Source organism: Streptomyces aurantiacus, from assembly GCF_001418335.1.
GTDB lineage: Bacteria > Actinomycetota > Actinomycetes > Streptomycetales > Streptomycetaceae > Streptomyces > Streptomyces aurantiacus.
Map to the genome: position 1 here is coordinate 1 of NZ_LIPP01000003.1, position 26,808 is coordinate 26,808.

A 26,808-nucleotide genomic window follows, 5' to 3' on the forward strand; every position below is an offset into this window, starting at 1 on the left:
GCCGCGGGGTGCTTACCGGGCGGGTGGCAGGTCGATGGCCCCGCCAGGAGCGTCATCCCCATCCCCATCCTCATCCTCATCGTCGGCGTCGGCGTCGGCGTCGGCGTCGGGCGCCGGAAGCCGTGCCCCGCGGCTTTCGGCGACGCGGAGTACGTCCCGTAGCGACTCGGACAACCTGGCTGAGAGGTACCGGAGTTCGACGGGCCCCGTCTTCGGGTCGTCGACCAACGCGTGTGCGTGGCCGAGCAACACTCACGGCCCATCCCGAGCTGTACGGACTCGATGTTGTCGGCGGTCCGGGAGAGATGACCGCCGTCGGCGTCGGTGAGGAGGTAGCAGGGATTTCCTTCGGGGCCGGACCAGGGGAGGAGGCGGGTGATGCGGTTCGGCTGGTGCATGGCGTTTTCCGGGTTCGCTGAGGTTGCCTGATCGGTGGGGGATGTGGGGTCGCTCATTACGCGGTTACCTCCACGCCGTGGATCCGGCGGGGCCCGATATCGACGCCGTGGGTGGCCAGCCAGAGGGCGCGGCGGCGTCGGCGTTGCCGCTGCCTTTCGTGCCGCCACTCGTCGAGGGAGAGGACGTACGGGCGTACCAGCGCGGAGTCCTCGCCGCGGAGGCGGGTGCAGCGAGGGTGAGGCGACCGGCGGCGGACGGGTACGCATTCGCGCGTGGGCACGTGGGGTACCTCGGGAGGGCTGCCGGCAGGGCGTGGGTTCGCGCGGTGCCGGCCGCGCGGGGGCAGCAGCAGTCTCAGCAACTGCGTGCAGAGGAGGGCGATACAGTGCGGCACGTCTACCTGCTTTCTCAGGTGGGCCATGCCCCCGGGCCGTTCGCGCGGTCGCGGGGGTCATTTGTGTATCGATCCTGTCGTGGACTTCGGCACGAACCCATCCCAAGTGCCTATAGGGACGTCCTATATTGGAGGCATGGGGGATTTTGATACGAACCTGTGGTCGCACCCTCGGCTCATGGCGGCAGCAACCGGGGAGGACTGGGGCACCGTCTTCCGGACGTACCGACAACTCGCAGGCATCAGTCAGATGAAACTCGGTGAGCGAGTAGGACTTGTCCAGCCGGATGTCTCCGACAACGAGCGTGGCCGACGCCGGGTGACTTCAGTGGAGGTCCGGCAGCGCATCATTTCGGGGCTCGGGATTCCTCCCGGAATCGTGGCTGGAGCAGCGCTGTCGGACGCCTTGCCAGTTCCGGCCCTGGCGCTGACGAGCCCCGCTCCGGACGAGGACTTGCTGGCACGCGTGACAAACGCCATCGATGGCTGCCAGCGCGTGGACAAGGTGACGCTCGACTGGCTGGACCGGCTCCTTGCCGAGCACCGCAGGGCAGAGGACACCATCGGCTCCCGACCGCTTGTCGACGTCATGCGCCAGCAGCTCCGTACCGTTGTCGATCTGTATGCAGGCGCACGAGGCCCCCTGGAGGAGCGCGTTGTCCGCCTCGCCTCCGAGCACGCTCAATTTCTTGCCTGGATGGCACAGGACCAGGGCCAGTCAGCCGCCGCACTCGCGTGGTACGACCGATCCCACGAGTGGGCGTTGGAGGCAGGAGACGCCGACATGGCGGCGACGACGCTCAGCATGAAGGCGCACATGGCGTGGTCAGGTGGCCGGGGTGCGCGGTGTGTTCGACTTGCCGAAGCTGCTCGCTGGTCCGCTCCGGGCGCGTCGCTGGGCGTACAGGGCATGGCCGCGCAGATGGAAGCCCGAGGCCATGCGCTCAATCAGAACGGCGACCAGGCGCACCGCCTACTGGACGAGGCACAGGAACTGATTGTTCGCGCCGCCCAGCATCCCGAGGACGAGCCTCCGTGGATGTACTTCTACGACGAGACGTGGTTCACCTTGCAGCGAGGCATGGCCGCGCTGCATTTCCGCGACTGGCAGGGGGCCGCAGACCACATCGGGGCGGGGCTCGACGCGCTTCCGGAGACCTACCGACGTGACAGGGCGTGGTACCGCTCTTGTCTTGCGCATGCGCTGGCAGGAGGCGGGGAGTCCGAACGAGCGGTGGCCGTAGCGATGGAGACGATTCCGGATGCTTCTGCGATTGGGCGCCCGCACGCCTGGAACGAGCTGCACACCACGGCTGCTGTACTGATGCGGCAAGGAGGAGCGGAGGGGCGTCAGCTGGTTGATGCTCTCCAGGCGAGCGATTGAGTTGACTGTGGCAGCAGGCCCACCCAACCTCTGTCACCACGAACCGTGCCGTCGGCAGGCGGCGTGTGATCTGCCCCTCGGCGACATCGGGAGGTCAGGCCGCCCGCTCAGACACGGGCTCCGACGCCGGGACCTCCGGTCGCCCGGCGGAGGTCGCGTCCTCGTCCGGCGGCAGCTTCCGCATCAGCAGCCCGTACCCCAGACCCGCCACCGTGCCGACGACCGCGCACAAACCCCACAGCCACTCGGCCCCGTACCGGTCGATCACGACACCGGACATCAGGGGTGCGACGAGGGCGGCGACGGACCAGGACATCGTGTACATGCCCTGGTACCGGCCGCGGCCGTGCGTGGGGGAGAGGCGTACGACGATGCTGGTCTGGGTCGGCGCGTTGACGATCTCGGCGAGGGTCCAGACGCAGATCGTGAGCGCGAAGACGCCGACCGAGCCGGCGAACGCGGTGAGCCCGAACCCGTACCCGGCGAGGAGGGACGAGACGACGAGGAGCCTTCGTGGGTCCCGGTCCTGGATGAAACGGGTCACCGGCAGCTGGAGTACGACGATGAGGACGCCGTTGACCGCGATCACCAGGCCGTAGTCCGCGGGCGTGAACCCGGCCGCGCCCATCGCCACCGGCAGGCCCACGAACCCCTGCTGGAAGATCAGCGCGACGAGGAACGACAGCCCGACGACGCTCATGAACCGCCCGTCGCGCAGGACCGTCCGCAGCCCTACTTCGGGCTCGCCCGCCTCCTTGTGGACCTGCTCGGGCCGCGACTCGGGCAGCTTCACGAAGACGACGACCGCGCACAGCATCGTCATCCCGGCCTCGATGAGGAAGCCGGCCAGGTAACTGACCTCCGCGATGAACCCGGCCGCCGTGGACGAGACGGCGAACCCCATGTTGATCGCCCAGTAGTTGAGCGAGAAGGCCCGGACACGGTCCTCCGGCTTCACGATGTCGGCCATCATCGCCTGCACGGCCGGGCGGGAGGCGTTGCTCGCCATGCCGACGAGGAACGCGACGCCCGCGATGGACACCGGGTCGTGCATGAAGCCGAGCAGCGCGACGGAGACGGCGGTGGACGACTGGGCGATGAGGAGCGTGGGCCGACGCCCTAGCCGGTCCGTCATCACGCCCGCGCCGAGCGAGGAGATCACTCCGCCGAGCCCGTGGAGCGAGGCGACGAGTCCGGCGTACGAGGCGGAGTAGCCGCGCTCCAGCGTGAGATACAGGGCCATGAAGGTGGCGACGAAGGCGCCGAGCCGGTTGACGAGCGTGCTGGTCCACAGCCACCAGAACTCGCGGGGGAGCCCCGAGACGGTCTCGCGGGCGGCACGTTTCACGGACGTGAACGGCATCGGGACTCCCAGGCACAGGTGCAGGTACGGGTACGGGTACGGGTGAGCGGTTACACGCAAGCGACTGCATGTAAGCGTCTCTAGGTGCGAGCACAACTTACGAGAGCGGGACCGGAGGGGCCACTCAATTAACAGAAACGGTCAAGTGGCGGCGCTCCGGGGACGCTGGGGCTCGTATCCGGCTTGCCGGCGGCCGGGCGGCGGATCACTCAGCCGGGCCGGGGAGTGGGTGGACGAGCGAGCGGGAGGGCAGGCGAGCGGGCGATCGAGGGCTTCGATTACGCTCGGGGCCATGGCCGACGCACCGTACAAGCTGATCCTCCTCCGCCACGGCGAGAGCGAATGGAACGCGAAGAACCTGTTCACCGGCTGGGTGGACGTCAACCTCAACGAGAAGGGCGAGAAGGAGGCAGTCCGCGGCGGTGAGCTGCTCAAGGACGCCGGCCTGCTGCCCGACGTCGTCCACACCTCCCTCCAGAAGCGCGCCATCCGCACCGCCCAGCTGTCGCTGGAGTCGGCGGACCGCCACTGGATCCCCGTACACCGCTCCTGGCGCCTGAACGAGCGCCACTACGGCGCGCTGCAGGGCAAGGACAAGGCGCAGACCCTCGCGGAGTTCGGCGAGGAGCAGTTCATGCTGTGGCGCCGCTCGTACGACACTCCGCCGCCCCCGCTGGAGGACGGCACGGAGTTCTCGCAGTCGGACGACCCGCGTTACGCGACGATCCCCCCGGAGCTCCGCCCGCGCACGGAGTGCCTCAAGGACGTCGTCGTACGCATGCTCCCGTACTGGTACGACGGCATCGTCCCGGACCTCCTGGCCGGCCGCACGGTCCTGGTCGCGGCCCACGGGAACTCGCTGCGCGCCCTCGTCAAGCACCTCGACGGCGTCTCGGACGCGGACATCGCGGGCCTGAACATCCCGACGGGCATCCCGCTCTCGTACGAACTCGACGCGTCCTTCAAGCCGGTGAACCCGGGCGGCACGTACTTGGACCCGGCTGCCGCGGCGGCGGCGATCGAGGCCGTGAAGAACCAGGGCAAGAAGAAGTAAGCGGGCGCGAACAAGCCCCCTACCTGCGGGTTTTCCGCTGGTAGGGGGCTTGTTGTTGTGTCTGGGCCGTCTCTGGGCTGTCAGGTGCGGGGACGGCTCCGGCCGGGCCGTGCCGAAGACGGCGGTTGCAGCCTTGCGGGTGCGCTTCTGGCTGGACGGCATCAGATGCGCGTACACACGCAGCGTCGAGCCCGTGGTCACCGGGGGTCTGTCGCGCTCCTGCACACAACTCAGCGCCCAGCACCACAGTTGGAAAGCGTGTTGGCGACACCGAGTTTCAGCGCACGTCCTGATGTGGGAGCGTCAGGCATTGGGAGGAACCCGCTGTACGCCGGTGCAGGCCACCAGCGCGCTGCCCTCCTCATTGCCCGAGGGTCACCGCGCGTGCGCGACGAAGGTGCCTATCCCGCCCACGCTGCACGTCGGCACCTCCGGCACCAACCGGTCGGACACCGCGAAGGGCGCGTCGTCACCCTTCCTGAACTCGGCCACGATGAGCAGCGTCTCGCCGTCCCGGATCCGGTCCGGGTTGATGCGGGCCTTCCCGGGGTCGTTGTCGAAGTACGTCACCGGTTCGCGCTGGGAGGACCCGGGAACCATGGGCGGCTTACCGGTGGAACAGTCCTTGTCCCCCTTCAGGATGGCCGCCCGCACGCCCATCTTTCGCAGCTGCTTCTCAAGGCCGGGCATGCCGTCGCCGTGCTTCAGGTCCATGACCAGCGAGCCGTCACTCTCCTGGGCCACGGCGTATGCGGGCGAGCTGCCCGCGCCGCTCAGCGACGGCACGACCACCGCCGTCGCGACGGCGGCCGTCGCCACCGCGGCGATCGTGAGCGGGACGCGAAGACGCCGGGCCGGGGCCCGGGTGGCCTGAGCGGGGGCCGGGTGCGTGGCCATGGCCGACAGCTCCGCCGCCAGGCGCCGCTTGAATCCGGTGGGCGTGCTCATGAGACAACCTCCAAGATGGGTTCTGTGTCTTTGCGGACGGACGGACGTTCGGCGCGCAGCGCACGCTTCGCGCGGAGCAGGCGGCTGCGCACCGTCGCCCGGTTGAGGCCGAGGACCTGGGCGGCCTCGCGCGGGGTGAGGCCGTCGACGGTCACCAGATCGAGGACTTCGCGCAGCGGCTCGCTCAGCGCGCTGTGCCGCTGGGACAACTCGCGCGCGGCGCGTTGTGCGTCGATCCGCTCCTCCAGCGCGGCGATGTCCTCCTCGTCGAGCAGCCGGTGCCCGTTCAGCTGGGCCACCGCCTGTTGCTCGCGGGCGCTGCCGCGGTAGTGGGAGGCCAGGACGTTGCGAGCGATGCCGTACAGCCAGGCGTAGGGCGCCCCGCGCTTCGGGTCGTACTGGCCGGCGGCCTCCAACGCGGCGACGAAGACGTCGGCGGTGAGGTCGGCGGCCACCTGTGGGCAACTCGTGCGCCGGGTCACGAAGCCGAGGACCGCGTCGAAGTTCTCCTCGTAGAACGCCGAAAATCCGGCGGCGTCCGGCCGCGGCGGCGTGGCCCGGCGCGTGCGTCGTTCAGGCGCTGCGGGCCGTCCAGGTATTAAAGGCACCCATTCCTCCAAGGTGGTTGGCGGACCCTTCACCTGTTACTTGGCCGGGCAGCGGCAAACCGTTGCATCGGCTGCCCCGCGGGGTGTTCAGACGCTCCACCCGCGTCGCATCGCCGCACATACGCCGGGCCCGCCACCGGGGATGGAGGCCTGTGTGGCTACCTGGTCGACAATGGCATCGAGTGGCGGGCGATCGCTGAGATGCTCGGTGCTCAGGTGGCTCAGATCGCCAAGCTCGCCATCCCGAAGGCGCCTGCGGATCTTGTTCAGGGTGGGCGACTGGCATTCCTTGTGAACTGCCAGCAAGATCGTCATTGCGCATAGTCTTTGGCTTCCCCCACTTGACGGGCCGCGAAGACGAGCACAGCGACCACGCTCGACGCCCGCCCGGGGCGCCCCGCTGGTGCCGCACCGACAGCACCAGTTGCGGAGGCGTCAAGCGCAAGCGGCCGACCGTCAATCCGGGGGACGCGGGCGGGAAAGCACAGAGGACACGTCCCCGCGCACGGCAGAGTGGCTCCCCCAATACGTCGTACCAACGTCATACCAAGGGGGGCCACCGTTGACCACGCAGCCTTCATCTTCGTCCCGCGACGCGGCTTCGTCCGGCGACCAGACCGTGCCCGTCGGTGACCGAGAGGCGTCCGACCGTGCCGGCGAGACGGAGAGCGGAGCCTCCGGAGCGGAGAGTGGATCGGCGCGCCGGCGCCGGTTCGATCCGACTGTGGTGGTCGCTGTGATCACGGCTGCCGCGAGTGTCGCGGTTGCCGCCATCACCGTCGCTTCCCAGAGTGACGGCAGCGCCAGTGGGAGTGGTGGTGACGCGAAAGCGGTGGCCACGGCGCGGAAGGACCCGGTCAGGCCGCGCAGTGCGGACCCGTACGCACAGGGATGCGGCAAGGACTCCAAGCCCGTAGGAGGGCCTGCCCAGATTGATGGGCTCGGGACGGCCCGGGTCTATCGCTCCGAGATGTGTGCCACAGAGTGGGCCGCGCTCACCGCCGGGAAGGCGTCGGTGACCTTCTTCCTGGAGAAGCGGGGGCAGTCCACAGCAGGGCAGCGGGTGTGGGGCACGGTCGACGGGGTCCGGCACACGGATCCGCCCAACGACCCGGTACCCGCCAACGCCGTCGACGCGTTGCACACCCCGATGGTCCCCGCCACAGAGGACGTCATGGCCTGCGTGGCTACGAAGGGGTACACCCCGAGCTCCGACGGCGAGAAGGTTTGCACTGGCTATCAGTGAGATCGGTCCGCCCCGATCTCATGGCGGTGTCCTCTTCCCATTCTGGTGGAGCGACTACGCGGTGCCCGTCAGGTGGGTTCGGGTGAATTGCCGGAACGTGGTGATCAGGGGGTTGTGGTCGTTGGCGCGGGTGGCGAGTACCACCTCGCACGGGTCGATTCCCTTGAGGGGAATCGTGGCGAGGTCCGCGCGCAGTGTGCTGCGTCGGTCGCCTGCGGGCAGGATGCCGATGGCGTTGCCATTGGCGACCAGTTCGAGTTTGTCCTCGAAGCTGTCGTCGGGGCCGGGGCCGGGATCTGATTCCAGGGGTCGGGACATGCTCCAGATGGCGGCAGTGCTGTTGCAGGCCACGAACTTCTGCTCGCCGAGGTCGTCGAGGTCTTCGAGGGTGACGGACGGCGAGTCCGCCAAAGGGTGGGACGCGGGCACGACGAGTATCCGCGGTTCCTCGTAGAGCAGAGTCACGCGTAGGTGGTCCGTCGGGAACGGGAGGGGCCTGCGGGCCACCAGTGCGTCCACCCGGCGTTCCGGGAGGGCATGGGTGTCCTGCCAGCTCAGATGGCGGGTGCGTACCTGGGCGTCGGGGTGACGGCGGCGCAGCTCCCGTACCGCCGGGGTGACGACCAGGTCCTCGACGTATCCGATCGTGATCGCGCGGGCGGGTGCGGCGGCACGCGCGGCGAGCGTCGCCCGATGAGCCGCGTCAAGCAGGGCCTGCGCCTGCGGCAGGAACGCGTGGCCGGCCTCGGTGAGCCGGCTGCCCTGCGGCGTGCGATCGAACAGGCGCACGCCGAGCTGGTCCTCCAGGCGTTGGATCTGGCGACTGAGTGACGGCTGGGCCACGTGCAGTGCCGTGGCTGCCCGGCCGAAATTCAGGTGCTCCGCCACGGTCGCGAAGTACCGCACCAGCCGCAGGTCGAGGTCGGGTCCGGTCGGGGACACGGGTGCGTCAGCCATACAGCGAGCCTACTCGTCATGCGTCTGCTGCATGACGAGGTGCGAAACAGGTCTTGGACAGGGGAACCGGATTGTTCTTGACTCGAAAGCGTCCGCGAAAGCGTCCGATTCGGCGCAGAAGTTTGCTCGCCGAGGCAAAAGTCAATGACGAACTTTGAGAAAGAACAGAGGGCGACCACTGTGGGTAAGTTCAATGGCAAGAATGTTGTGATTACCGGTGGCAGCAGCGGTTTCGGGTTTACCACGGCGAAGCTCTTGGTGGATGGTGGAGCGCGTGTCCTGATCACCGGGCGCACCCAGGCCACGCTGGATTCCGCGCGCGAGCAACTCGGGAAGAACGCGGTGGCCGTACGGAGCGATGTGGCTTCCCTTTCTGACCTGGACGCTCTTGCCGACCGGGTGAAGGAAGAATTCGGCACGCTCGACGCCCTGTTCGTGAACGCGGGCATCACACGGTTCGAACCCTTCCAATCGATGTCCGCGGACGCGTACGACGAACTGTTCGCGGTCAACGCGAAGGGTTCCTACTTCACCGTGCAGAAGCTCGCCCCGCTTTTGAGCGAGGGCAGTGGCGTCGTCATCACCACCTCGGTCGCCAACGTCCTGGGTATACCGATGATCAGCGCCTACGCGGCCAGTAAAGCGGCCCTGCGTTCGATGACCCGTAGCCTCGCGCGCGAGTTGCTCCCGCAGGGAATTCGCGTCAACGCGGTCAGCCCCGGTCCCGTCGACACCGGAATTCTGGACAGGTCGATGCCGGCAGAGGCCGCCGAGGCGACCAAGGCGCAGATGATCGCGCAGAACCCCATGCAGCGTTTCGGTGATCCCGACGAGGTTGCCAGGGCGGTCGCGTTCCTCGCCTTCGACGCCACCTTCACCACCGGTGCCGAGTTCGCCGTGGACGGAGGTGCCTCCCAGATCTGAGTGTCTCTCAGATCTGAGTGTCTCTCAGAACTGAGGCACCGTCCGATCCGATCAGGCGGGGTTCTCGTCCGTGCCTTGAGAGCCCGCCAACGGAAGGGCCCCGCACCTGGGCGAATTCGAGGGGCCCTTCCGTAATCACATGTCACGCGTCGATCACATGTCACGCGTCGATGTCACGCGTCGCGCACCGGCGTCGTACGCCGGTCGTCCTCGCCGCAGCGCGTCAGCCGCACTGGCAGGGGCCGCCGGACTGGCACCCGCAGCCGCAGCCCGAGCCGCAGCCGCAGGCGCCGAAGAGCGGCAGGCTCTTGATCTCGACGGGCTGCTGCGTCTCGCGTTCCTGGGTCGGGTCGGGCGTGGTGGGGGAATCGGCCATGGGTCCCTCCTCGAAGGCTTGTGCCTCCCCCCATTGCATTCCCCTGAGGTCGGGCGCATCAACGGCGCACGGAGGCTTATACACCCCTACGCGCACTCTGTACGCACTCGGCGCGCCCCCTCCGAGGCCCACGCCCGCCGCAGGCACGAAACGCCTACGCCCCCTCCACCTGCGGAGCAGTCTGCAGCTCGTCCGCGTGTTCGCCCGTCACCAGGTACACCACCCGGTTCGCCACCGACACCGCGTGGTCCGCGAAGCGCTCGTAGTAGCGGCCCAGCAGCGTCACGTCCACCGCCGTCTCGATGCCGTGCTTCCAGCGGTCGTCCAGGAGGTGCTGGAAGAGCGTGCGGTGGAGGAGGTCCATCGCGTCGTCGTCCTGCTCCAGCTGGAGGGCGAGGTCGACGTCCTTGGTGATGATGACCTCGGCCGCCTTCGCCATCAGGCGCTGTGCGAGCTGGCCCATCTCCAGGATCGTGGCGTGCAGGTCCTGCGGAATGGCGCGCTCCGGGAAGCGCAGCCGTGCGAGCTTCGCCACGTGCTGGGCAAGGTCGCCCGAGCGCTCCAGGTCGGCCGACATACGGAGCGAGGTGACGACGATCCGCAGGTCCGTGGCCACGGGCTGCTGCCGCGCCAGCAGGGTTATCGCCCGTGCCTCAAGGTCGTGCTGGAGATCGTCGACCTTCTGGTCGGCCGCGATCACGCTTTCCGCCAGCTTCAGGTCGGAGTCGAGGATCGCCGTCGTGGCGCGACCGATCGCCGACCCGACGAGGCGGGCCATCTCGACCAGGCCCTCGCCGATCGAGTCAAGTTCCTCGTGGTACGCGTCCCGCATCAGGATGTCCCTTTCCTACGTCTGCTTCGGGGGGCTCACAGGGGCTCGTGAACCCCACGCTCCCACGGTCCGGCCACAACGCGACGGTTTCCGTCCTCCCACATGAACCAACACCGGCACCCAGGTGAACTCTGGGCGACGTCGCCTCTTCCCGCCGGTGGAACGGACCCGCGACCCGGTCGCACCAAGTGAACCAGCAGGGTCTCCAGCATGAACTCTGGGCGACGAGTGTTCGAGCCCACCCTCGGACGGCTGTGACCGGGGCGTACAGCATGCCTAACCTGGAGCCATGGACGTGAACGCGGCAGTCGCCGCAGCCGCAGCGATCGTCGGTGTTCTCACCGGCGCCATCGCCGTGCTGGCGTTCCGCTGGAGCGAGCGGGAACAGAAACGCCCCACCCGCACCTCTCTGCACACGGACCCGGTCCTTCCGCCGGGCGTCGACACGGTCCTGTCCGTCCTCCGCTCCTCCGCGGTCGTCCTCGACGAGTCCGACGCCGTGGTCAAGGCCAGCTCCGCCGCGTACGCCCTCGGCCTCGTCCGGGGCGGGAAACTGGCCGTCGAACCGATGATCCTGATGGCCCGCGACACCCGCAGGGACGGGGAGATACGACAGGTCGAGCTGGACCTGCCCCGCCGGGGCACGGGCCGGGGCGAGGCACTCGCCGTGTCCGCCCGGGTGGCACCGCTCGGCTCCAGGCTCGTACTGCTCCTCGTCGAGGACCTCACCGAGGCCCGCCGGATAGAGGCCGTACGACGCGACTTCGTCGCCAACGTCAGCCATGAGCTCAAGACCCCGGTCGGCGCCCTCTCCCTCCTCTCCGAAGCGGTCATGGGCGCCTCGGAGGAGCCCGAGGCCGTGGAGCGCTTCGCCGGGCGCATGCAGATCGAGGCGACCCGCCTCACCAACCTCGTCCAGGAACTCATCGACCTCTCCCGCGTCCAGAACGACGATCCGCTGGAGGACGCCGAGCCCGTACGCGTCGACGAACTGGCGGCCGAGGCGATCGACCGCTGCCGCCACCAGGCCGGCGCCAAGCAGATCACCATGGCCGCAGGCGGCACCGCCGACCTGAGTATCTGGGGAAACCGGGGTCAGCTGGCCGCCGCGCTGGGCAACCTCGTGGAGAACGCCGTCAACTACTCGCCCGCCCGCACCCGGGTCGGCATAGCCGCGCGTCGGGTGACCGCGCCCGGCGGAGACCTCATCGAGATCGCCGTGACCGACCAGGGCCTCGGCATCTCCGACAAGGACAAGGAGCGCGTCTTCGAGCGCTTCTACCGCGTCGACCCGGCCCGTTCCCGCGCCACCGGCGGTACGGGTCTGGGGCTCGCGATCGTCAAACACGTGGCCGCCTCCCACGGCGGAGAGGTCACGGTGTGGAGCTCCGAGGGTCAGGGCTCCACGTTCACCCTGCGGCTGCCGGAGGCGGGCGAGGCCCGCGCCCGCGCGACCGGCGACCACAGGCCCGGTCTCGACGAAGACGACGAGACCGGTCAGACCGACGGGACGACCACCGTCTCATCCCCGTACGAACCCTTTTCTGCCCCGGAGGTCCTTCCGTGACCCGAGTGCTCGTCGTCGAGGACGAGGAGTCCTTCAGCGACGCTCTGTCCTACATGCTCCGCAAAGAGGGTTTCGAGGTCGCCATCGCGGCCACCGGGCCCGACGGCCTCGACGAGTTCGAGCGCAATGGCGCCGACCTCGTCCTCCTCGACCTGATGCTGCCCGGCCTGCCCGGCACCGAGGTGTGCCGCCAGCTGCGCAGCCGTTCGAACGTCCCGGTGATCATGGTCACCGCCAAGGACAGCGAGATCGACAAGGTCGTGGGGCTCGAAATAGGAGCCGACGACTACGTCACCAAGCCCTTCTCGTCGCGTGAGCTGGTCGCCCGTATCCGGGCCGTCCTGCGCCGCCGCGGCGAACCGGAGGAGGTCGCACCGGCCGCCCTGGAGGCGGGCCCGGTCCGCATGGACGTCGACCGTCACGTGGTCACCGTCTCCGGCTCCAAGGTCGACCTGCCGCTCAAGGAGTTCGACCTCCTGGAGATGCTGCTGCGCAACGCGGGACGCGTACTGACCCGTATGCAGCTCATCGACCGGGTGTGGGGCGCCGACTACGTCGGGGACACCAAGACGCTGGACGTCCACGTGAAGCGCCTGCGGGCGAAGATCGAGCCGGACCCCGGAGCGCCCCGCTACCTGGTGACGGTCCGCGGCCTCGGGTACAAGTTCGAGCCGTAAACCGCCCCGCAGGGATCGAGCCGCGTGACGGCAGGGACGGCATGACGGCATGACGAAGGGCGGGACCCCCGGAAAAGGGGTCCCGCCCTTCGTCATGCGTGTACGTACGCTCAGTGGCCCTCAGCCGACCCTGAGGCGTCGGCCGCGTCGGCGCTGGCCGAGGCCGCGTCCGAGACGTGCGAGCTAGCCTCGCCCGCCTCACCCGTCTCCTCGGTCTCGCCGGACGCGGACCCGGTGGCGGATCCGGTGGCGGATCCGGTGGGCGTGGCCGACCCGGTGGCCGCGCCGGACTCCGACTCGGACGCCGAGGGCTCGGTGCTCGGCGCCGCCGGGACCTCGGTCGGGCCCCACTCGGAGAAGTAGCCCTTGGCCGGCACGACGAACGCTTCCAGCTTCACGTCACCGGTCTTGCTGAAGGTGAAGGTGACCGGCTGCGCGTCGCCGTCCTTGAAGGCCTCGCGGCTGCTCTCCAGTACGGCGGAGGCGTTGTCCTTGCCGCCGAGGACGAGCGAGCCACCGGCCGGGACGGTCAGCTTCTTCGAGCCCTTTGCGGGCTTCAGCCGGGCCGCCTGGCCGATGCCCTCGACCTTGACGGTCTCCAGGGTCTGCGCGGTGCGGCCGCTGTTGTACAGGATCGCGGTGACCGCGGCCGGGCCCGTCGACTCCAGCTCGGGCTGGGTGATGACGACAGCGTTATGGATCTTGATGTTGCCGACGGTGACGGCGGCGTTGTCCGGCTTGATCTCCAGGGTCTGGGCCTTGTTGCCGGCACCGCATGCGGCGAGCGAGGCGATCGAGAACGCGATGGCGGCGGCGGCGAGGGCGCCGCGTCGAAGGCTGCTGCTCACGGCGGCGGCAACTCCTTGAACGTGGGCGAAACAGAGCGGCTCACTTGTCGAAGCCGTCCTAAGGGTCAGTCAGCGGCCTCAGGTTACCGAGCCGTTCCCGTGCCGCCGCACCCGACCCGCCTCTACGGTTCCCCGGCCACGGTCGGACGCATCCGGACGCACATCCGGACGCACATCCGGACGCAGATCGGATGCCGGCTCTCCGCTTCGCGGTCACTCATGTCACCCGGTGTACATGCATGCGCCATGGACCCGTGAGCCACTCACTCGTCCGTCTTTCACATAAGAGCCGATCGGTAAGCCATCCGGTACGTGCTCGCGGATTTCCCGTAAGAAATGCAAGGGCTCCGGGAAATTGATCTTCCGCTGATCTCCGGTCGATCTTCCGCCCGCACGATCAACCGTGATCAATTCCGGATTCGCCTCGTACGCGACTGCGATCACCGAACGGAGTAGCGCAAGGTGGGCTCTTGGAACCCGACAAACCTGGACGTTCGGGCACGTGGGAGGGGATCGAGGGTGTTGTAACGTGCGCGTTTCTCCTCGCCGGGAGAGCCGCTCCGACCTGCGAATACCGTCGCCCGGGGCCCCTTCGCAGCACGTTCCTGTTCCGGTTGTCAAGCCCCGAGATGCGCCCTGACCTGCGAAAACGCCATTCAGAAGACGCCGTTTCCGTGTTACCCTGGATAGCCACGGAAGGGGTACCTGTCACATGACGTTCAAGGTTGGCGACACCGTGGTCTATCCCCATCACGGGGCCGCGCTGATCGAGGCTATCGAAACTCGCCAGATCAAAGGCGTGGACAAGACCTACTTGGTGCTGAAGGTCGCCCAGGGCGACCTGACAGTGCGTGTGCCAGCGGACAATGCGGAGTTCGTCGGCGTACGTGATGTGGTCGGTCAGGAAGGGCTGGACCGGGTCTTCGAGGTACTGCGCGCGCCGTACGCCGAGGAGCCCACTAACTGGTCGCGTCGTTACAAGGCAAATCTTGAGAAGCTCGCCTCCGGCGATGTCATCAAGGTGGCGGAGGTAGTCCGTGACCTGTGGCGTCGTGAGCGCGAGCGTGGACTCTCCGCCGGCGAGAAGCGCATGCTCGCCAAGGCCCGCCAGATCCTGGTGAGCGAGCTCGCCCTCGCGGAGAACACGAACGAGGACAAGGCCGAGGCCCTGCTCGACGAGGTCCTCGCGTCCTGACGCCCGTCACGCTCTGATCGCTTTTCCGACCAGAGGCGAAACGAGCGGTTCGGCGCAATGAAATGCCGCGGTGCCCGATGACATCTCCACTGTCGCCGGGCGCTGCGGCATGTTCATACCCCAGTGCTCCACCCGAAGCGCTCGAAGTGCTCGAACCGCCCCCGGGTACCTCGGGGACCCCGGGCCACCCCGATACTTGGATACTTGTGGTCCTTGGAGCACCGGGTCCGGACGGTCGGCTCGACCATCTTCACGGAAGGGTCCGGTCAAGGGGTCGCGCCCGGCACTTCCCGGCCCGTCGACCGGGGTACGCCCAGGCCATACCCACGTCGGCCGAGCATACAAACCTGACAGGAACCGATGTCTGACGATTCGCGCCCCTCGCCTTCCGGGGCCCGTACGGCGGCCGTGATTCCGGCCGCAGGCCGAGGCGTACGCCTCGGCCCGGGCGCTCCCAAAGCGCTTCGCACGCTGAACGGAACCCCCATGCTCGTCCACGCGGTGCGGGCCATGGCCGCATCGCGTGCCGTCTCCCTCGTCGTCGTCGTGGCCCCGCCCGACGACGCCGCGGAGGTCAAGACACTGATCGACTCGCACGCGCTGCCCGAGCGGACCGAATTCCTCGTCGTGCCCGGGGGCGACAGCCGGCAGGAGTCCGTGCGGCTCGGCCTCGACGCGCTGCCGCCCGGCATCGACATCGTGCTCGTACACGACGCGGCGCGTCCGCTCGTACCCGTCGACACGGTGGACGGCGTCATCGAGGCGGTACGGGACGGCGCTCCCGCCGTGGTGCCCGCGCTGCCGCTCACGGACACCGTCAAGCAGGTCGAGCCCGCCCGGACGCCCGGGGAGCCCGAACCCGTGGTCGCCACACCGGAGCGCGCCCGGCTGCGTGCCGTCCAGACGCCGCAGGGCTTCGACCGCGCCACCCTCGTACGGGCCCACGAGACGGTCACCGACAACGTCACCGACGACGCGAGCATGGTCGAGCAGCTCGGACTCCGGGTCGTGGTCGTACCCGGGCACGAGGAGGCCTTCAAGGTGACCCGCCCGCTGGACCTGGTTCTCGCGGAGGCGGTCCTGACCCGGCGGAGGCTGAACGATGGGTTCTGAGGCCGACGTGCCCGACGTACCCCCTCAGTCGTCGCCTGTGCCGTCCGCGGCGCCCCCGCCCTCCGCGGCGCCCGTGTTGCCGCAGGTCGGCGTCGGCACCGACATCCACGCCTTCGAAGAGGGCCGTGCACTGTGGTGCGCCGGGCTCAAGTGGGAGGGCGAGGGGCCCGGACTCGCGGGGCACTCCGACGCGGACGTCGTCGCGCACGCCGCGTGCAACGCGCTGTTCTCCGCGGCCGGACTGGGAGACCTGGGGCAGCACTTCGGTACGGGGCGCGCCGAGTGGTCCGGGGCGTCCGGCGTGACGCTGCTGACGGAGGCGGCTCGGATCGTGCGTGCGGCGGGGTTCACCATCGGCAATGTCGCGGTGCAGGTCGTCGGCCCTCGCCCGAAGATCGGGAAGCGGCGGGACGAGGCGCAGAAGGTCCTCTCCGAGGCGGTGGGGGCGCCGGTGTCGGTGTCCGGCGCCACCACGGACGGCCTCGGCTTTCCCGGGCGCGACGAGGGGCTGATGGCGGTGGCCACGGCGTTGGTCGCGCGGACGGGCTGAGCGGGGTTTCCGCCTCGGTCACGGAGTCCCCGACGGGCGGTGCTGTCACCGATCGGGTGCGGATGTCACGAATACGTGCCCCTTGTGGCAGAAGGGTCGCGGGGCACCGCCCACCGCCCACTACCCTGGTGGGGTGACCATTCGTCTGTACGACACCAGCGCCCGGCAGATTCGCGACTTCACCCCGATCACGCCGGGTTGTGTCTCGATCTACCTCTGTGGCGCCACGGTGCAGGCGGCTCCGCACATCGGGCACATCCGGTCCGGGCTCAACTTCGACATCATGCGCCGCTGGTTCGAGTACCGCGGCTACGACGTGACGTTCATCCGCAACGTGACGGACATCGACGACAAGATCATCAGGAAGTCCGCGGAGCAGGACAGGCCCTGGTGGGCCATCGGCTACGAGAACGAGCGCGCGTTCAACGACGGCTACACGGCACTGGGCTGCCTGCCGCCGACGTACGAGCCGCGGGCCACCGGACACGTGACCGAGATGATCGAGATGATGCGCACGCTCATCGAGCGCGGTCACGCGTACGAGGCCGACGGGAACGTCTACTTCGACGTGCGGTCCCTGCCCGGCTACCTCTCGCTCTCCAACCAGGACCTAGACGAGCTGCGGCAGCCCGCGGAGGACGGCGAGACCGGCAAGCGGGACCCGCGGGACTTCGCCATGTGGAAGGCCGTCAAGCCCGGAGAGCCCTCCTGGGAGACGCCCTGGGGGCGCGGCCGGCCCGGCTGGCACCTGGAGTGCAGTGCCATGGCGCACAAGTACCTGGGCTCCGCCTTCGACATCCACGGCGGCGGCATCGACCTGATCTTCCCGCACCACGAGAACGAGATCGCCCAGGCCAGGGGGGTCGGCGACGAGTTCGCGCACTACTGGGTGCACAACTCGTGGGTGACCATGAGCGGCGAGAAGATGTCGAAGTCGCTCGGCAACTCCGTACTCGTGAGCGAGATGGTCAAGGAGTGGCGGCCCATCGTGCTGCGCTACTACCTGGGCACCCCGCACTACCGCTCCACCATCGAGTACAGCGAAGAGGCGCTGCGCGAGGCCGAGTCGGCGTTCGCGCGGATCGAGGGCTTCGTACAGCGTGTGGTGGAGAAGGCCGGGGGAGCGGTCGAGCCCGCGGCCGAGGTGCCGCCGGCGTTCGCCGAGGCGATGGACGACGACCTGGGCGTGCCCGGCGCCCTCGCCGTCGTGCACACCACGGTCCGCCAGGGGAACTCCGCGCTGGCCGCCGACGACAAGGAAGCGGCCGTCGCCCGGCTCGCCGAGGTCAGGGCCATGCTCGCCGTCCTCGGACTCGACCCGCTCGACCCGCACTGGGCGGGCGAGAGCGACCGGGGCGAGGACCTCCACGGAGTCGTGGACACGCTCGTACGCCTGGTGCTGCAGCAGCGCGAGTCGGCCCGGGCGCGTAAGGACTGGGCCACCGCCGACGCCATCCGGGATCAGCTCAACCAGTCCGGTCTCGTCATCGAGGACGGCCCCCAGGGCCCGCGCTGGACCCTCGGCCCGCGCTGAACTTTCCTTGATCGATTGTGCCGTCCGGGTGTCCGGGCGGCACACTTCATAGACGTACGGCGTCGGACGGCATCGGAGCCGTACGGCACAGACGGCACAGACGTGTCAGACGTACGACACAGACGTACGACATCCGCGCGGCGTACACCCGTACGCCATCACACAGACAGGTAGGTCATGGCCGCTAACAACCGCCGCATGTCCGGCAAGAAGGGCGCGCAGGTCGGCAGTGGCGGCCAGCGACGCCGGGGTCTCGAAGGCAAGGGCCCCACCCCGCCCGCCGAGGCGCGCAAGGGACACAAGAAGAACCGCGTCGCCGGCGCCAAGGCCAAGCAGGCCGTGCGCCGGCCCTCGCCGCGCGGCGGCCGGGGCGGCAAGGGCACGTCCGAGATGGTCGTCGGGCGCAACTCCGTCGTCGAGGCGCTGCGCGAGGGCGTCCCCGCCACGATGCTGTACGTCCAGCAGTTCATCGACAACGACGAGCGGGTGCGCGAGGCGCTCCAGCTCGCCGCGGACCGCGGCGGCATCCACCTCATGGAGGCCCCCCGCCCCGAGCTGGACCGCATGACCAACGGGCTCAACCACCAGGGGCTCGTTCTCCAGGTCCCGCCCTACGAGTACGCGCACCCGCAGGACCTCGCGGTCGCCGCGCACGACGAGGGCAAGGACCCGCTGATCGTCGCGCTCGACGGGGTGACGGACCCGCGCAACCTCGGTGCCGTCGTCCGGTCCGTCTCCGCCTTCGGCGGTCACGGCGTGGTCGTGCCCGAGCGCCGGGCGGCCGGCATGTCCGCCGGTGCCTGGAAGACCTCCGCCGGCGCCGCCGCCCGCACGCCCGTCGCCCGCGCGTCCAACCTGACGCGGGCCCTGGAGAGCTACAAGAAGGCCGGCCTCGTCGTGGTCGGTCTCGCCGCGGACGGCGAGGCCGAGGTCGGCGATCTGGAGGCGCTCGGCGGCCCGGTCGTCATCGTCATCGGCAGCGAGGGCAAGGGCCTCTCCCGGCTCGTCGGCGAGACCTGCGACTTCCGGGTCAGGATTCCCATGCCCGGTGGCACGGAGTCGTTGAACGCCGGTGTGGCCGCGGGAGTTGTGCTGTACGAGGCGGCTCGGCGCCGGGCGTGAACGCCGGCGACGGCTGCCGCCGGGCGTGAACGGTGGAGACCGCTGTCGCCGGGCGATCTGATCCGCGGGTGCGTGGGGGCTGGTCGCGCAGTTCCCCGCGCTCCTTACGGGCCGCAGGGCCCGGGGACGGCCGGTTGATCTTGATGCTGTCCGGACAGATCGGGCCGGTCAAGGCAGTGTCCTAACCACACGTCACTCGGTTAGATGAGTGTGGACACCAGAACACCCCGCACACCCACGGGGGACCGCTCGTCGGGACTCGACGACGTTCCCGCGCTGAGCATGGTGAAGGTGCCGAGCGATCCGGCGCAGGTCATCGTCAACCATGCGAGCTTCCGAGTGGAGCTGGGCGCCGCGTCGCGGCCCCAGCCCCGGCATGCCGCACGGGACATGAGCTCGGGCGGCGACACCGCGCGCATTCCCGTCGCCGGAACCGCCGCAGGCACCCGCCGCCGCGCGCCCGTCGTCTGGAGCGGCAGGTCCGCCCCCGACGACACCGGCGCCACCCGGCTGTTGCAGGCCGCACGGAACACGAGCCTTCAGTACGGCGCCGAGACACCGGCGGGCGAAGGCGGTGCGACCCAGGTCATTCCGCGCGTCGACGGTGCCGGGCCCCCCGGGTTCGACGTCGACGCCACCGTCGAGACCCCGACCTTCCCCGGCCCCGAGACCCGCCTCCTGCCGCAGCAGATGCGCAGCGCCGGCAGCGCGTACGAGGAGGTCGACGAATCCCCGTACGGGCGGGGCGAGTTCGAGGGCGGCTCGTACGACGACGAGTACGGGCACGACGAGTACGGGCACGACGGATACCGGGCCGACGAGTACCGGGACGAGGGCGACGGGGCGCGCAAGCGGCACGGAGCCACCCCCGTCCGGCACGGGTACTACCCCGGCCGCCGGATGAACCTCGGCGTCGTCCTGCTCCCGCTGCGCGTCTTCCTCGGCTTCATCTCCATCTACGCCGGCATGGGCAAGCTCTGCGACCCCGTCTACTTCGACGGCGGCAAGCGCGGCTCCATGGTCAAGTGGCTCAACTCGCTGCACCCCTGGGACCTCGCCGAGCCCCTGCGCGAGTTCGCGCTCCAGCACCCCGTCGGTGCCGGACTCCTCATCGCCTTCTTCCAGGTGATCGTCGGCGTCCTCACCGTCCTCGGACTGTGGCAGCGGGTCGCGGCGGTCGTCGGCGCACTGCTGTCGGCGGCGCTGCTGCTCACCGTCAGCTGGAAGTCCGTCCCCGCCTACGACGCGCCCGACATCATCTACCTGGCGGCCTGGTCGCCGCTGATCATCGCGGGCGCCCCCGTCTACTCCATCGACGGCCGCCTCGCGGGCGAGGCGTGGCGCACGCTCGGACCGCGCACCGAGATCTGGCAACTGCGCCGCCGCGTCCTGCGGCGCGGCGCGCTCGTCACGGCCATCGTCGTTGGACTCACCCTGCTCGTCGGGTCGTTGCTCGGCGGCGCAGTCCGCGACTCCGACCGCGTGGTCGTCCCCGGGCCCGGCGAGGCCCCGCGCAACGAACTGCCCGGCTCCCCGCTCCCGGAGGAGCCCGGCGCTCGCCGGGACAAGCAGAGCCCGTCGGCGTCCGGCTCGCCCACCCAGGGCGCGACGTCGGCGAGTCCCTCGGGCGCCGCGAGCTCACCGGGTGCGCCGGCCCGCGAGACGGCCGGCGCGAGCGCCGGGCAGCCCAGCCAGACGCAGGGCGCGGGTCAGGCCCCGCCGCAGCAGTCGGCGCCCCCGCAGGCGCCCAGCACCACCGCGGGACCGTCCTCCTCGGGCGGCACCACGGGCGGCACGGGTACGGACGGCGGCAGCGGCTCCGGGGGCGGGTCCGGCGGCGGCTCGGGCGCTGGTGGCGGCTCCGGTGGTTCCGGCGGCGGCTCCGGCGGCAACTCCCGCCTCGTGGGCGGCCTGCTCGGCTGAGGAACTCGTACGACGCCGAACTCGTAGGACGCCGAACCCGTACGACGCCGAACTCGTAGGACGCTGAACACGTACGACGCCGATGGGGCCCCGCACCACTCAGGTGCGGGGCCCCATCGGCGTACGCGTCCAGACCCGGAAGGGTGCGGCGGCGGTGGTTCAGCGGCCCAGCGCCGCCAGCTCCTTGGCCGCCTCCGTGAGGTCCTTGGCCGTGTCGATGGCGCGCCAGTAGGCGCCCTGCGGGATCGGATAGCCGGCCAGGCGGCGTTCGCGGGCGAGCCGCGGGAACGTGGAGCGCTCGTGGTCACCGAGGGCGGGCAGCAGGTCGGCGAACTCGGGGGAGAAGACGTACACGCCCGCGTTGATGCCGTACGCGGTCGGCGGGGACTCGATGAAGTCCGTGATGTGACCGAAGTCGTCGGTCTCGACGGCGCCCCAGGGGATGCGGGGACGAGCCAGCGCGAGGGTCGCCACCGCGTCGCGCTCGGTGTGGAAGTCCGCCATCTCCCGCAGCGAGAAACGGGTCCAGATGTCACCGTTCGTCGCGTACCAGGGGCGGTCGGGGTGCGGCAGGTGCTTGGCGGCGTACTTGAGGCCGCCGCCCCGGCCCAGGGGCTCCGACTCGACCACGGTGGTCACGGAGACGGGCAGATCCGCCGACTCAAGCCACTCCTGGAGGACTTCGGCGAGATGACCGCAGGAGACGACGACGTCGGTGACGCCCTCCTCGGCGAGCCAGGCCAGCTGGTGGCCGATGATCGGAGTCCCGGTGCCGGGGATCTCGACCATCGGCTTGGGACGGTCGTCGGTGTAGGGACGCAGCCGCGAGCCCTGGCCGCCGGCCAGGACGACAGCTTGAACGGGGCGCGACGCGGCGTTCGGATCGGTCATGCCCGAACTGTACGTCGCGCCCCGCGGGGCGGACCGTCGGGGTTTGGGGCGGGCTCCCCGTACCCCTTACGGGGCCGGGGCGTGGCCCCGTGCCCCCAGTCGGGCTCAGGTGTGCTGGGCTGCTACGCCCGCTGCGAAGGACGTGTCGCACACCGGGCGGGCGAACGACTGGGCGCGGGTCGGGCCGTACGCCTGCACCGCCGCGCGGCCCAGCGCACGGGCGATGGAGGCGCAGTGCCTGCCGAGGGAAGGACGGGCGTGCACGGCCTCCTGGAGGTGGGTGAGGGCAGCTCCCGGGTTCTTCTCCTGGAGTTCCAGCAGGAGCTTGTCGCGCAGCACGTCCTGTGGAGCACGGGACGGGGCGCGCCGGGAGACGTCCTCGGCGGATGCGGCGAGTGCTGACGTCGAGGAGTCGTTCCCCGACCAGTCGACTCGGGTGACCGCGAGCGTCCCGGAGAGCACCAGGACGACGGGCAGAACGAGGGCGAGAGTACGGCCGATTCGGCGGGCCGGACCGCGGCCGCGTCGTGTCGGACGGCCGGAGGGGCCGCGGCCGTGTCGCGTCGAGTGGTTAGTGGAGTGCTTCACGCGAGTGAGGGTAGCGCGGGGTGATGATTTGGCGACATTTAGTAATCAGTTCGGGGGACGGGGGCGTGCTCGTTTTCGAGTTTGATGTTGACGAACAGGGATCGAAATGACCGTTGTGCCGGGGTATTTGTCGACAACGAAGCGGCAACGAAGAAGGCCCCGCAGCAGTCTGCGGGGCCTTCTTCGTCAACCTGGGTGAATTCTCCGGGATCAGCCGGAGCCGGGATCGGCCGGGTTCAGGTCGGGATCGATCGGGATCGATCTGGGTCAGTCGGTGAGGCGCTCGCCCGTGGAGGTCGAGAACACGTGGGTCTCGCCCGGGTGCGGTACGACGTGCAGCGTGGCGCCCTTCTCCGGGACCGCGCGACCGCTGACGCGAACGACCAGGTCCTTGAGGTCCTCGCCGACCTTGGCGCTGCCGTAGACGTAGCCGTCGGCGCCGAGCTCCTCGACGACGTTCACGGTGACGGCGAGGCCGGCCGGAGCGTCCGCGGACTCCTTCGACAGGGACGACGCGGCGCCGCCGTTCTGCTCGACGATGTCGAAGTGCTCGGGACGGACGCCGACCGTGACCGTACGGTCACCCTTGTCGGAGGCGGCCTTGAGGGCCTCGCGGTTGACGGGCACCACGCTGTTGCCGAACTTCACGCCGCCGTCGGTGATCGGGACCTCGACGAGGTTCATCGCCGGGGAGCCGATGAAGCCGGCCACGAAGAGGTTGTTCGGCCGGTCGTACATGTTGCGCGGCGAGTCGACCTGCTGGAGCAGACCGTCCTTGAGGACCGCGACACGGTCGCCCATCGTCATGGCCTCGACCTGGTCGTGGGTGACGTACACCGTGGTGATGCCGAGGCGGCGCTGCAGCGACGCGATCTGCGTACGGGTCGAGACACGGAGCTTGGCGTCGAGGTTCGACAGCGGCTCGTCCATGAGGAACACCTGGGGCTCACGCACGATGGCGCGGCCCATGGCGACACGCTGGCGCTGACCGCCGGAGAGCGCCTTCGGCTTGCGGGCCAGGTAGTCGGTGAGGTCGAGGATCTTCGCGGCGTCCTCGACCTTCTGGCGGATCTCGGCCTTGTTGATGCCGGCGATCTTGAGCGCGAAGCCCATGTTGTCCGCGACCGTCATGTGCGGGTACAGCGCGTAGTTCTGGAACACCATGGCGATGTCCCGGTCCTTGGGCGGCAGGTGCGTGACGTCGCGGTCGCCGATGTGGATCGAGCCGCCGTTCACATCCTCAAGACCCGCGAGCATGCGCAGGGAGGTGGACTTTCCGCAGCCGGAGGGACCGACGAGGACGAGGAACTCGCCGTCCGCGACGTCGAGCTCAAGCTGGTCGACGGCGGGCTTGTCGCCACCCGGGTAGATGCGGGTCGCTTTGTTGAACGAGACAGTGGCCATGGTGCTTGGGCCCCCTTCACCGGCAGGAACGTGCCGGACGATCCGTTGTAAAGGTGGTGTGCCACCACGGAACGATCCGTAGTGGTGTAGTCCACATGAGCGGACTGGATCTGGACGCTACCTCGCGTTCACCGCTCTGTCAGTAGGCAGGAGGGTGTGAACTTCGACGAAATTTTCGAGGTCCGCCGCCAGGGCGGCAACTGCGTGGCTTGGGCCGAGGGGGTCTGTGTACAGTGGAGCCGCCTTCGCGCGCGGCGTTGTAGCGCGCCATGCCTCCTTAGCTCAGCTGGCCAGAGCAACGCACTTGTAATGCGTAGGTCGTCGGTTCGAATCCGACAGGGGGCTCCGACAGGATGGATGACCCGCCGCGGGACTCGTGGGCCCGCGGGACCCGTGGGGCCGTGGGCCCGTTGGGTTCGGCCATGGCCGAGCTCCCGCAGTGGCGGCGCAAGGGCGGTGAGCCTTGATGAGGACCGCCGAGGCGTCTCGCAGGGACCGTTCTGGCGTACTTCCTGCTCCCGTACTTCCTGCTCCCGTACTCCCTACTCCTGCACTCCCTACTCCTGTACTCCCTGATCCCGTACTCAAAGCGATGTACGTCAGGAACCGCGCGTACTGCCGTTCCAGTAGCCGTAGTGCCAGAACAGGGAGGACGACAAAGGCAGAAGGTCAGGACATCGTGGTGTGCGCGTGGACCTTGAGTGCTGCGGAACGCCCTTGGCGCCAAGCTGCACCCAACGGCCGTACCTGTCCCCACGACCCGCAAGGAAGCCGAATGGCCGCGACTGATGGCTCGCCTCCCCAACCGACGTTCCACCATCGGCCCAACTCACTCGATCTCCGCTCCGCGACACAAGGTGGCACGCCACGAGGGCCCTCCGGACAGGCCGGCCCGAACCGCCGGTTGCTTCGCAGCCGCCCGGAAGCCACCCGATGAACGTGACCTCCTCGGCGGTGCTGATCTTCGGCATCGCGTCCTTCTTCGTCGTCAGAAGCAAGTCGGCCAACGCCGGCGGGGCGCTCTTGTTGTTCCTCTTCGGCTTCTTCGCCGCCGGGACCGGAGCCGCCCAGCCCATTCACGACCTGGCGGCCTCCTTCGCCCGTTTCCTGTCTGACATCGGCTGAAGTCGAAGGGCGTTGATCACGGATGCGGTGAGGAGAAAGCGGCTCCCATCGCCCGGTCCAGGATCTGCGCGAGGGTGTGCGGCTGGTTGGTCGAGGTCCAGGCGATCAGAGCGGCCTCGACGCAGCCCAGTGCGGCGGCGATCACGGCGTTGGCGCGTGGGTCGGCGGCGTCGGCGGGGTCCGCGCCGAGGCGGCGGGCGATCTCGTCGTGGAGCAGTACGTGCCAGCGGGCGTTCTTCTGGCGGTGCCAGGCCGCCAGTGCCGGAGTGTTCACCATCAAGCGGGTGAGGCGCAGGGTGCGCTCGTCGTGGCCCTCGTACTGGTCGATCAGCGGACTGAGCGCTCTTCGCATGGCGACCCACGGCGCTTCCCCGGGAGGCCGGGCAGCGAGGGAGTCCCGCAGGTACTCGCCGGCGTCGTCGGTCGTCCCGAACAGGGCCTCTTCCTTCGAGTGGAAGTACCGGAAAAACGTGCTGCGCGAGATCTCGGCGGCCGCACAGATGTCGTCGATCGTCGTTTCCTCGTAGCCGCGATCGAGGACCAGATCCTGGACGGTCGCGGCCACCTCGGCGCGCATGGCCCGAGTCGCTCGCTCCCGTGCGCCGCGCGGAGCCTGGTTCGCATTCTTCATCGCCCAACGATACTGCACATCATAAGTGGTACTGTGTCTCACCAATGAGATTGCGTCCCAAGTGAGATCGAGAGGGTGATGGAAGTGCTGCGCGATCGGAAGGTGATTGTCCTTACGGGTGCGAGCGACGGCATCGGAGCGGCGGCCGCACGGCGGCTGCACGCTGATGGGCATACCGTCGTCGTTGTCGGACGCTCGGCCGAGAAGACCCGCGCCATCGCCAAGGAGCTCGAAGTCGACAGCCACGTCGCGGACTTCACTCGCCTCGACGACGTCGAGCGCCTCGCCGACGAGCTCCTTGCGGCGTATCCGCGGATCGACGTACTCGCGAACAACGCCGGCGGTGTATTCGGCGTCCGTACCAAGACGGTCGACGGGTTCGAGAAGACGTTCCAGGTGAACCATCTCGCGCCGTTCCTGCTCACACGTCGGCTTTTGGCCAGGCTCATCGCCTCGCGGGCCTCGGTGCTCCAGACGTCCAGCACGGTTCGGTTCGCCAAGCGAATAGACCTGGACGACCTCGACCACGACCGCGATTACGACCCGGTCCACGCCTATGGCGCGTCGAAACTGGAGAACATTCTGTTCACATCGGAACTCCACCGGCGCCACCACGCCGACGGCCTTTCGGCTGCTTCCTTCTATCCGGGCAACGTCTTGACGAACTTCGCCTCGGACACCACCAGTTCGATCATGCGTACCGTCCGTTTCTTCGGCACCAAGCCAGTGCTCGGCAAGCTTCTGCTGTCCACGCCCGAGCAGGGTGCGGATCAAATCGTCTGGCTTGCCGAAGGCAGCCCGGAGGGTGGTGATTGGCGGTCAGGGGCCTACTACTACAAGCGGAAGGACGTGGAGCCGAAGAACCCGCAGGCTGTCGATGCCGATCTGGCTCGCAGGCTGTGGGTGCGCTCCGAAGAACTCCTTGCGGGACGACTGTCAGACATCGACATCGACACTGGCACCGACACCGACGCAGGCACCGGCACCGGGTTCTGAGCACCTGCATGTGAGTCTTGTGTGAGTTTCCGGCCCGTGGAGCCCCGCCGGTGTCGCTTTCCCACGTCAGGGGTTAGTCGCTCACATGAAACGTTCATCTTGCCCAGGTCCGGTTCAAGTCGACAGCTGACAGTGGAGCGGTGCACCCGGTTGTCGAGT

27 protein-coding genes, 1 tRNA gene and 1 pseudogene are annotated in these 26,808 nt (G+C 69.0%); 15 read left to right on the forward strand and 14 right to left on the reverse strand.

What is annotated here, in order from left to right; translation table 11 throughout:
• Positions 1–454: 454 nt before the first annotated feature.
• Positions 455–679, reverse strand: a complete 225-nt coding sequence (locus AOK01_RS40440; RefSeq protein ID WP_079103060.1) for a hypothetical protein — start codon at positions 677–679, stop codon at positions 455–457.
• 292 nt (positions 680–971) lie between these two features.
• Here AOK01_RS40440 and AOK01_RS00245 point away from each other — a divergent pair, with 292 nt between their 5' ends.
• Positions 972–2,177 carry an NsdA family TPR-like regulatory protein gene (locus AOK01_RS00245; RefSeq protein ID WP_245701996.1) on the forward strand — a complete coding sequence of 402 codons (1,206 nt, stop codon included), beginning with the start codon at positions 972–974 and terminating at the stop codon, positions 2,175–2,177.
• A gap of 94 nt (positions 2,178–2,271) precedes the next feature.
• On the opposite strand, the gene AOK01_RS00250 is transcribed toward AOK01_RS00245, so the two are convergent.
• Complete coding sequence (locus AOK01_RS00250; protein WP_055507056.1) at positions 2,272–3,540, reverse strand: MDR family MFS transporter; 1,269 nt, start codon at positions 3,538–3,540, stop codon at positions 2,272–2,274.
• Positions 3,541–3,832: 292 nt separating this feature from the next.
• Between AOK01_RS00250 and AOK01_RS00255 the strand changes: the two genes are divergently transcribed.
• A complete protein-coding gene (locus tag AOK01_RS00255; protein WP_055507058.1) occupies positions 3,833–4,594 on the forward strand; it encodes a phosphoglyceromutase in 762 nt (253 codons plus the stop codon).
• 99 nt (positions 4,595–4,693) lie between these two features.
• Here the strand turns inward: AOK01_RS00255 and AOK01_RS46740 are convergent.
• The 4 genes and pseudogenes from AOK01_RS46740 to AOK01_RS43280 form a co-directional block, all read right to left on the reverse strand.
• Positions 4,694–4,786: pseudogene (locus AOK01_RS46740) on the reverse strand (integrase); the annotation flags it as partial.
• Between the two features lie 183 nt (positions 4,787–4,969).
• Positions 4,970–5,542, reverse strand: coding sequence for a hypothetical protein (locus tag AOK01_RS00260; RefSeq protein WP_055507060.1), 573 nt, complete (start codon positions 5,540–5,542; stop codon positions 4,970–4,972).
• Complete coding sequence (locus AOK01_RS00265; RefSeq protein WP_245701997.1) at positions 5,539–6,162, reverse strand: RNA polymerase sigma factor; 624 nt, start codon at positions 6,160–6,162, stop codon at positions 5,539–5,541. The genes AOK01_RS00260 and AOK01_RS00265 overlap by 4 nt, the downstream gene beginning before the upstream one ends.
• Before the next feature lie 75 nt (positions 6,163–6,237).
• Positions 6,238–6,465 carry a hypothetical protein gene (locus AOK01_RS43280; RefSeq protein WP_157871143.1) on the reverse strand — a complete coding sequence of 76 codons (228 nt, stop codon included), beginning with the start codon at positions 6,463–6,465 and terminating at the stop codon, positions 6,238–6,240.
• Positions 6,466–6,712: 247 nt separating this feature from the next.
• Between AOK01_RS43280 and AOK01_RS00270 the strand changes: the two genes are divergently transcribed.
• Entirely contained in the window at positions 6,713–7,396 is a 684-nt protein-coding gene (locus AOK01_RS00270; protein WP_157871144.1) for a hypothetical protein, read from the forward strand.
• A 54-nt stretch (positions 7,397–7,450) separates the two neighbouring features.
• Here the strand turns inward: AOK01_RS00270 and AOK01_RS00275 are convergent, their stop codons facing one another.
• Entirely contained in the window at positions 7,451–8,353 is a 903-nt protein-coding gene (locus AOK01_RS00275; RefSeq protein WP_055507064.1) for a LysR family transcriptional regulator, read from the reverse strand.
• Positions 8,354–8,497: 144 nt separating this feature from the next.
• On the opposite strand from AOK01_RS00275, the gene AOK01_RS00280 reads away from it, so the two are divergent.
• Positions 8,498–9,277 carry a glucose 1-dehydrogenase gene (locus AOK01_RS00280; RefSeq protein WP_055507066.1) on the forward strand — a complete coding sequence of 260 codons (780 nt, stop codon included), beginning with the start codon at positions 8,498–8,500 and terminating at the stop codon, positions 9,275–9,277.
• Positions 9,278–9,500: 223 nt separating this feature from the next.
• Here AOK01_RS00280 and AOK01_RS43955 read toward each other — a convergent pair whose 3' ends face one another.
• Entirely contained in the window at positions 9,501–9,653 is a 153-nt protein-coding gene (locus AOK01_RS43955; RefSeq protein ID WP_169800087.1) for a hypothetical protein, read from the reverse strand.
• 154 nt (positions 9,654–9,807) lie between these two features.
• Complete coding sequence (gene phoU, locus AOK01_RS00285; RefSeq protein WP_055507068.1) at positions 9,808–10,485, reverse strand: phosphate signaling complex protein PhoU; 678 nt, start codon at positions 10,483–10,485, stop codon at positions 9,808–9,810.
• A gap of 289 nt (positions 10,486–10,774) precedes the next feature.
• Here phoU and phoR point away from each other — a divergent pair, with 289 nt between their 5' ends.
• Both phoR and phoP read left to right on the forward strand, forming a co-directional pair.
• A complete protein-coding gene (gene phoR, locus AOK01_RS00290) occupies positions 10,775–12,052 on the forward strand; it encodes a two-component system sensor histidine kinase PhoR (protein ID WP_055507070.1) in 1,278 nt (425 codons plus the stop codon).
• The gene (phoP, locus tag AOK01_RS00295; protein ID WP_055507072.1) at positions 12,049–12,729 is read left to right on the forward strand and encodes a two-component system response regulator PhoP; all 681 of its coding nucleotides are present in this window, start codon (positions 12,049–12,051) and stop codon (positions 12,727–12,729) included. Before phoR ends, phoP begins: the two co-directional genes overlap by 4 nt.
• Before the next feature lie 110 nt (positions 12,730–12,839).
• On the opposite strand, the gene AOK01_RS00300 is transcribed toward phoP, so the two are convergent.
• Positions 12,840–13,577 (reverse strand): copper chaperone PCu(A)C domain-containing protein, encoded by a 738-nt coding sequence (locus tag AOK01_RS00300; protein WP_055507074.1) that lies wholly within the window; start codon positions 13,575–13,577, stop codon positions 12,840–12,842.
• A 712-nt stretch (positions 13,578–14,289) separates the two neighbouring features.
• Here AOK01_RS00300 and AOK01_RS00305 point away from each other — a divergent pair.
• The 6 genes from AOK01_RS00305 (at position 14,290) to AOK01_RS00330 (ending at position 21,014) form a co-directional block, all read left to right on the forward strand.
• Positions 14,290–14,772 carry a CarD family transcriptional regulator gene (locus AOK01_RS00305; protein WP_006380568.1) on the forward strand — a complete coding sequence of 161 codons (483 nt, stop codon included), beginning with the start codon at positions 14,290–14,292 and terminating at the stop codon, positions 14,770–14,772.
• A 360-nt stretch (positions 14,773–15,132) separates the two neighbouring features.
• Positions 15,133–15,885, forward strand: a complete 753-nt coding sequence (gene ispD / locus AOK01_RS00310; protein ID WP_055507076.1) for a 2-C-methyl-D-erythritol 4-phosphate cytidylyltransferase — start codon at positions 15,133–15,135, stop codon at positions 15,883–15,885.
• Complete coding sequence (gene ispF, locus AOK01_RS00315; protein WP_055507078.1) at positions 15,875–16,435, forward strand: 2-C-methyl-D-erythritol 2,4-cyclodiphosphate synthase; 561 nt, start codon at positions 15,875–15,877, stop codon at positions 16,433–16,435. The genes ispD and ispF overlap by 11 nt, the downstream gene beginning before the upstream one ends.
• A gap of 133 nt (positions 16,436–16,568) precedes the next feature.
• On the forward strand, positions 16,569–17,969 hold the full coding sequence (gene cysS, locus AOK01_RS00320) for a cysteine--tRNA ligase (RefSeq protein WP_055507080.1): 1,401 nt from the start codon (positions 16,569–16,571) through the stop codon (positions 17,967–17,969).
• Between the two features lie 177 nt (positions 17,970–18,146).
• Positions 18,147–19,091 (forward strand): 23S rRNA (guanosine(2251)-2'-O)-methyltransferase RlmB, encoded by a 945-nt coding sequence (gene rlmB / locus AOK01_RS00325; protein WP_055507082.1) that lies wholly within the window; start codon positions 18,147–18,149, stop codon positions 19,089–19,091.
• 210 nt (positions 19,092–19,301) lie between these two features.
• Positions 19,302–21,014 (forward strand): DoxX family protein, encoded by a 1,713-nt coding sequence (locus tag AOK01_RS00330; protein ID WP_055507084.1) that lies wholly within the window; start codon positions 19,302–19,304, stop codon positions 21,012–21,014.
• Between the two features lie 159 nt (positions 21,015–21,173).
• Here the strand turns inward: AOK01_RS00330 and AOK01_RS00335 are convergent, their stop codons facing one another.
• The 3 genes from AOK01_RS00335 to AOK01_RS00345 form a co-directional block, all read right to left on the reverse strand.
• Entirely contained in the window at positions 21,174–21,905 is a 732-nt protein-coding gene (locus tag AOK01_RS00335) for a nucleotidyltransferase family protein (RefSeq protein WP_055507086.1), read from the reverse strand.
• A 105-nt stretch (positions 21,906–22,010) separates the two neighbouring features.
• Positions 22,011–22,493, reverse strand: a complete 483-nt coding sequence (locus tag AOK01_RS00340) for a hypothetical protein (RefSeq protein WP_055507088.1) — start codon at positions 22,491–22,493, stop codon at positions 22,011–22,013.
• A gap of 267 nt (positions 22,494–22,760) precedes the next feature.
• A complete protein-coding gene (locus AOK01_RS00345; RefSeq protein WP_055507090.1) occupies positions 22,761–23,897 on the reverse strand; it encodes an ABC transporter ATP-binding protein in 1,137 nt (378 codons plus the stop codon).
• A gap of 271 nt (positions 23,898–24,168) precedes the next feature.
• Here AOK01_RS00345 and AOK01_RS00350 point away from each other — a divergent pair.
• A tRNA-Thr gene (locus AOK01_RS00350) sits at positions 24,169–24,242 on the forward strand.
• Positions 24,243–24,830: 588 nt separating this feature from the next.
• A complete protein-coding gene (locus AOK01_RS00355; RefSeq protein WP_055507092.1) occupies positions 24,831–25,022 on the forward strand; it encodes a hypothetical protein in 192 nt (63 codons plus the stop codon).
• Between the two features lie 16 nt (positions 25,023–25,038).
• Here the strand turns inward: AOK01_RS00355 and AOK01_RS00360 are convergent, their stop codons facing one another.
• The gene (locus AOK01_RS00360) at positions 25,039–25,653 is read right to left on the reverse strand and encodes a TetR family transcriptional regulator (RefSeq protein ID WP_245701998.1); all 615 of its coding nucleotides are present in this window, start codon (positions 25,651–25,653) and stop codon (positions 25,039–25,041) included.
• 78 nt (positions 25,654–25,731) lie between these two features.
• Here AOK01_RS00360 and AOK01_RS00365 point away from each other — a divergent pair, with 78 nt between their 5' ends.
• Positions 25,732–26,649, forward strand: coding sequence for an SDR family NAD(P)-dependent oxidoreductase (locus AOK01_RS00365; RefSeq protein ID WP_055507096.1), 918 nt, complete (start codon positions 25,732–25,734; stop codon positions 26,647–26,649).
• The last annotated feature ends 159 nt before the right edge of the window (positions 26,650–26,808 follow it).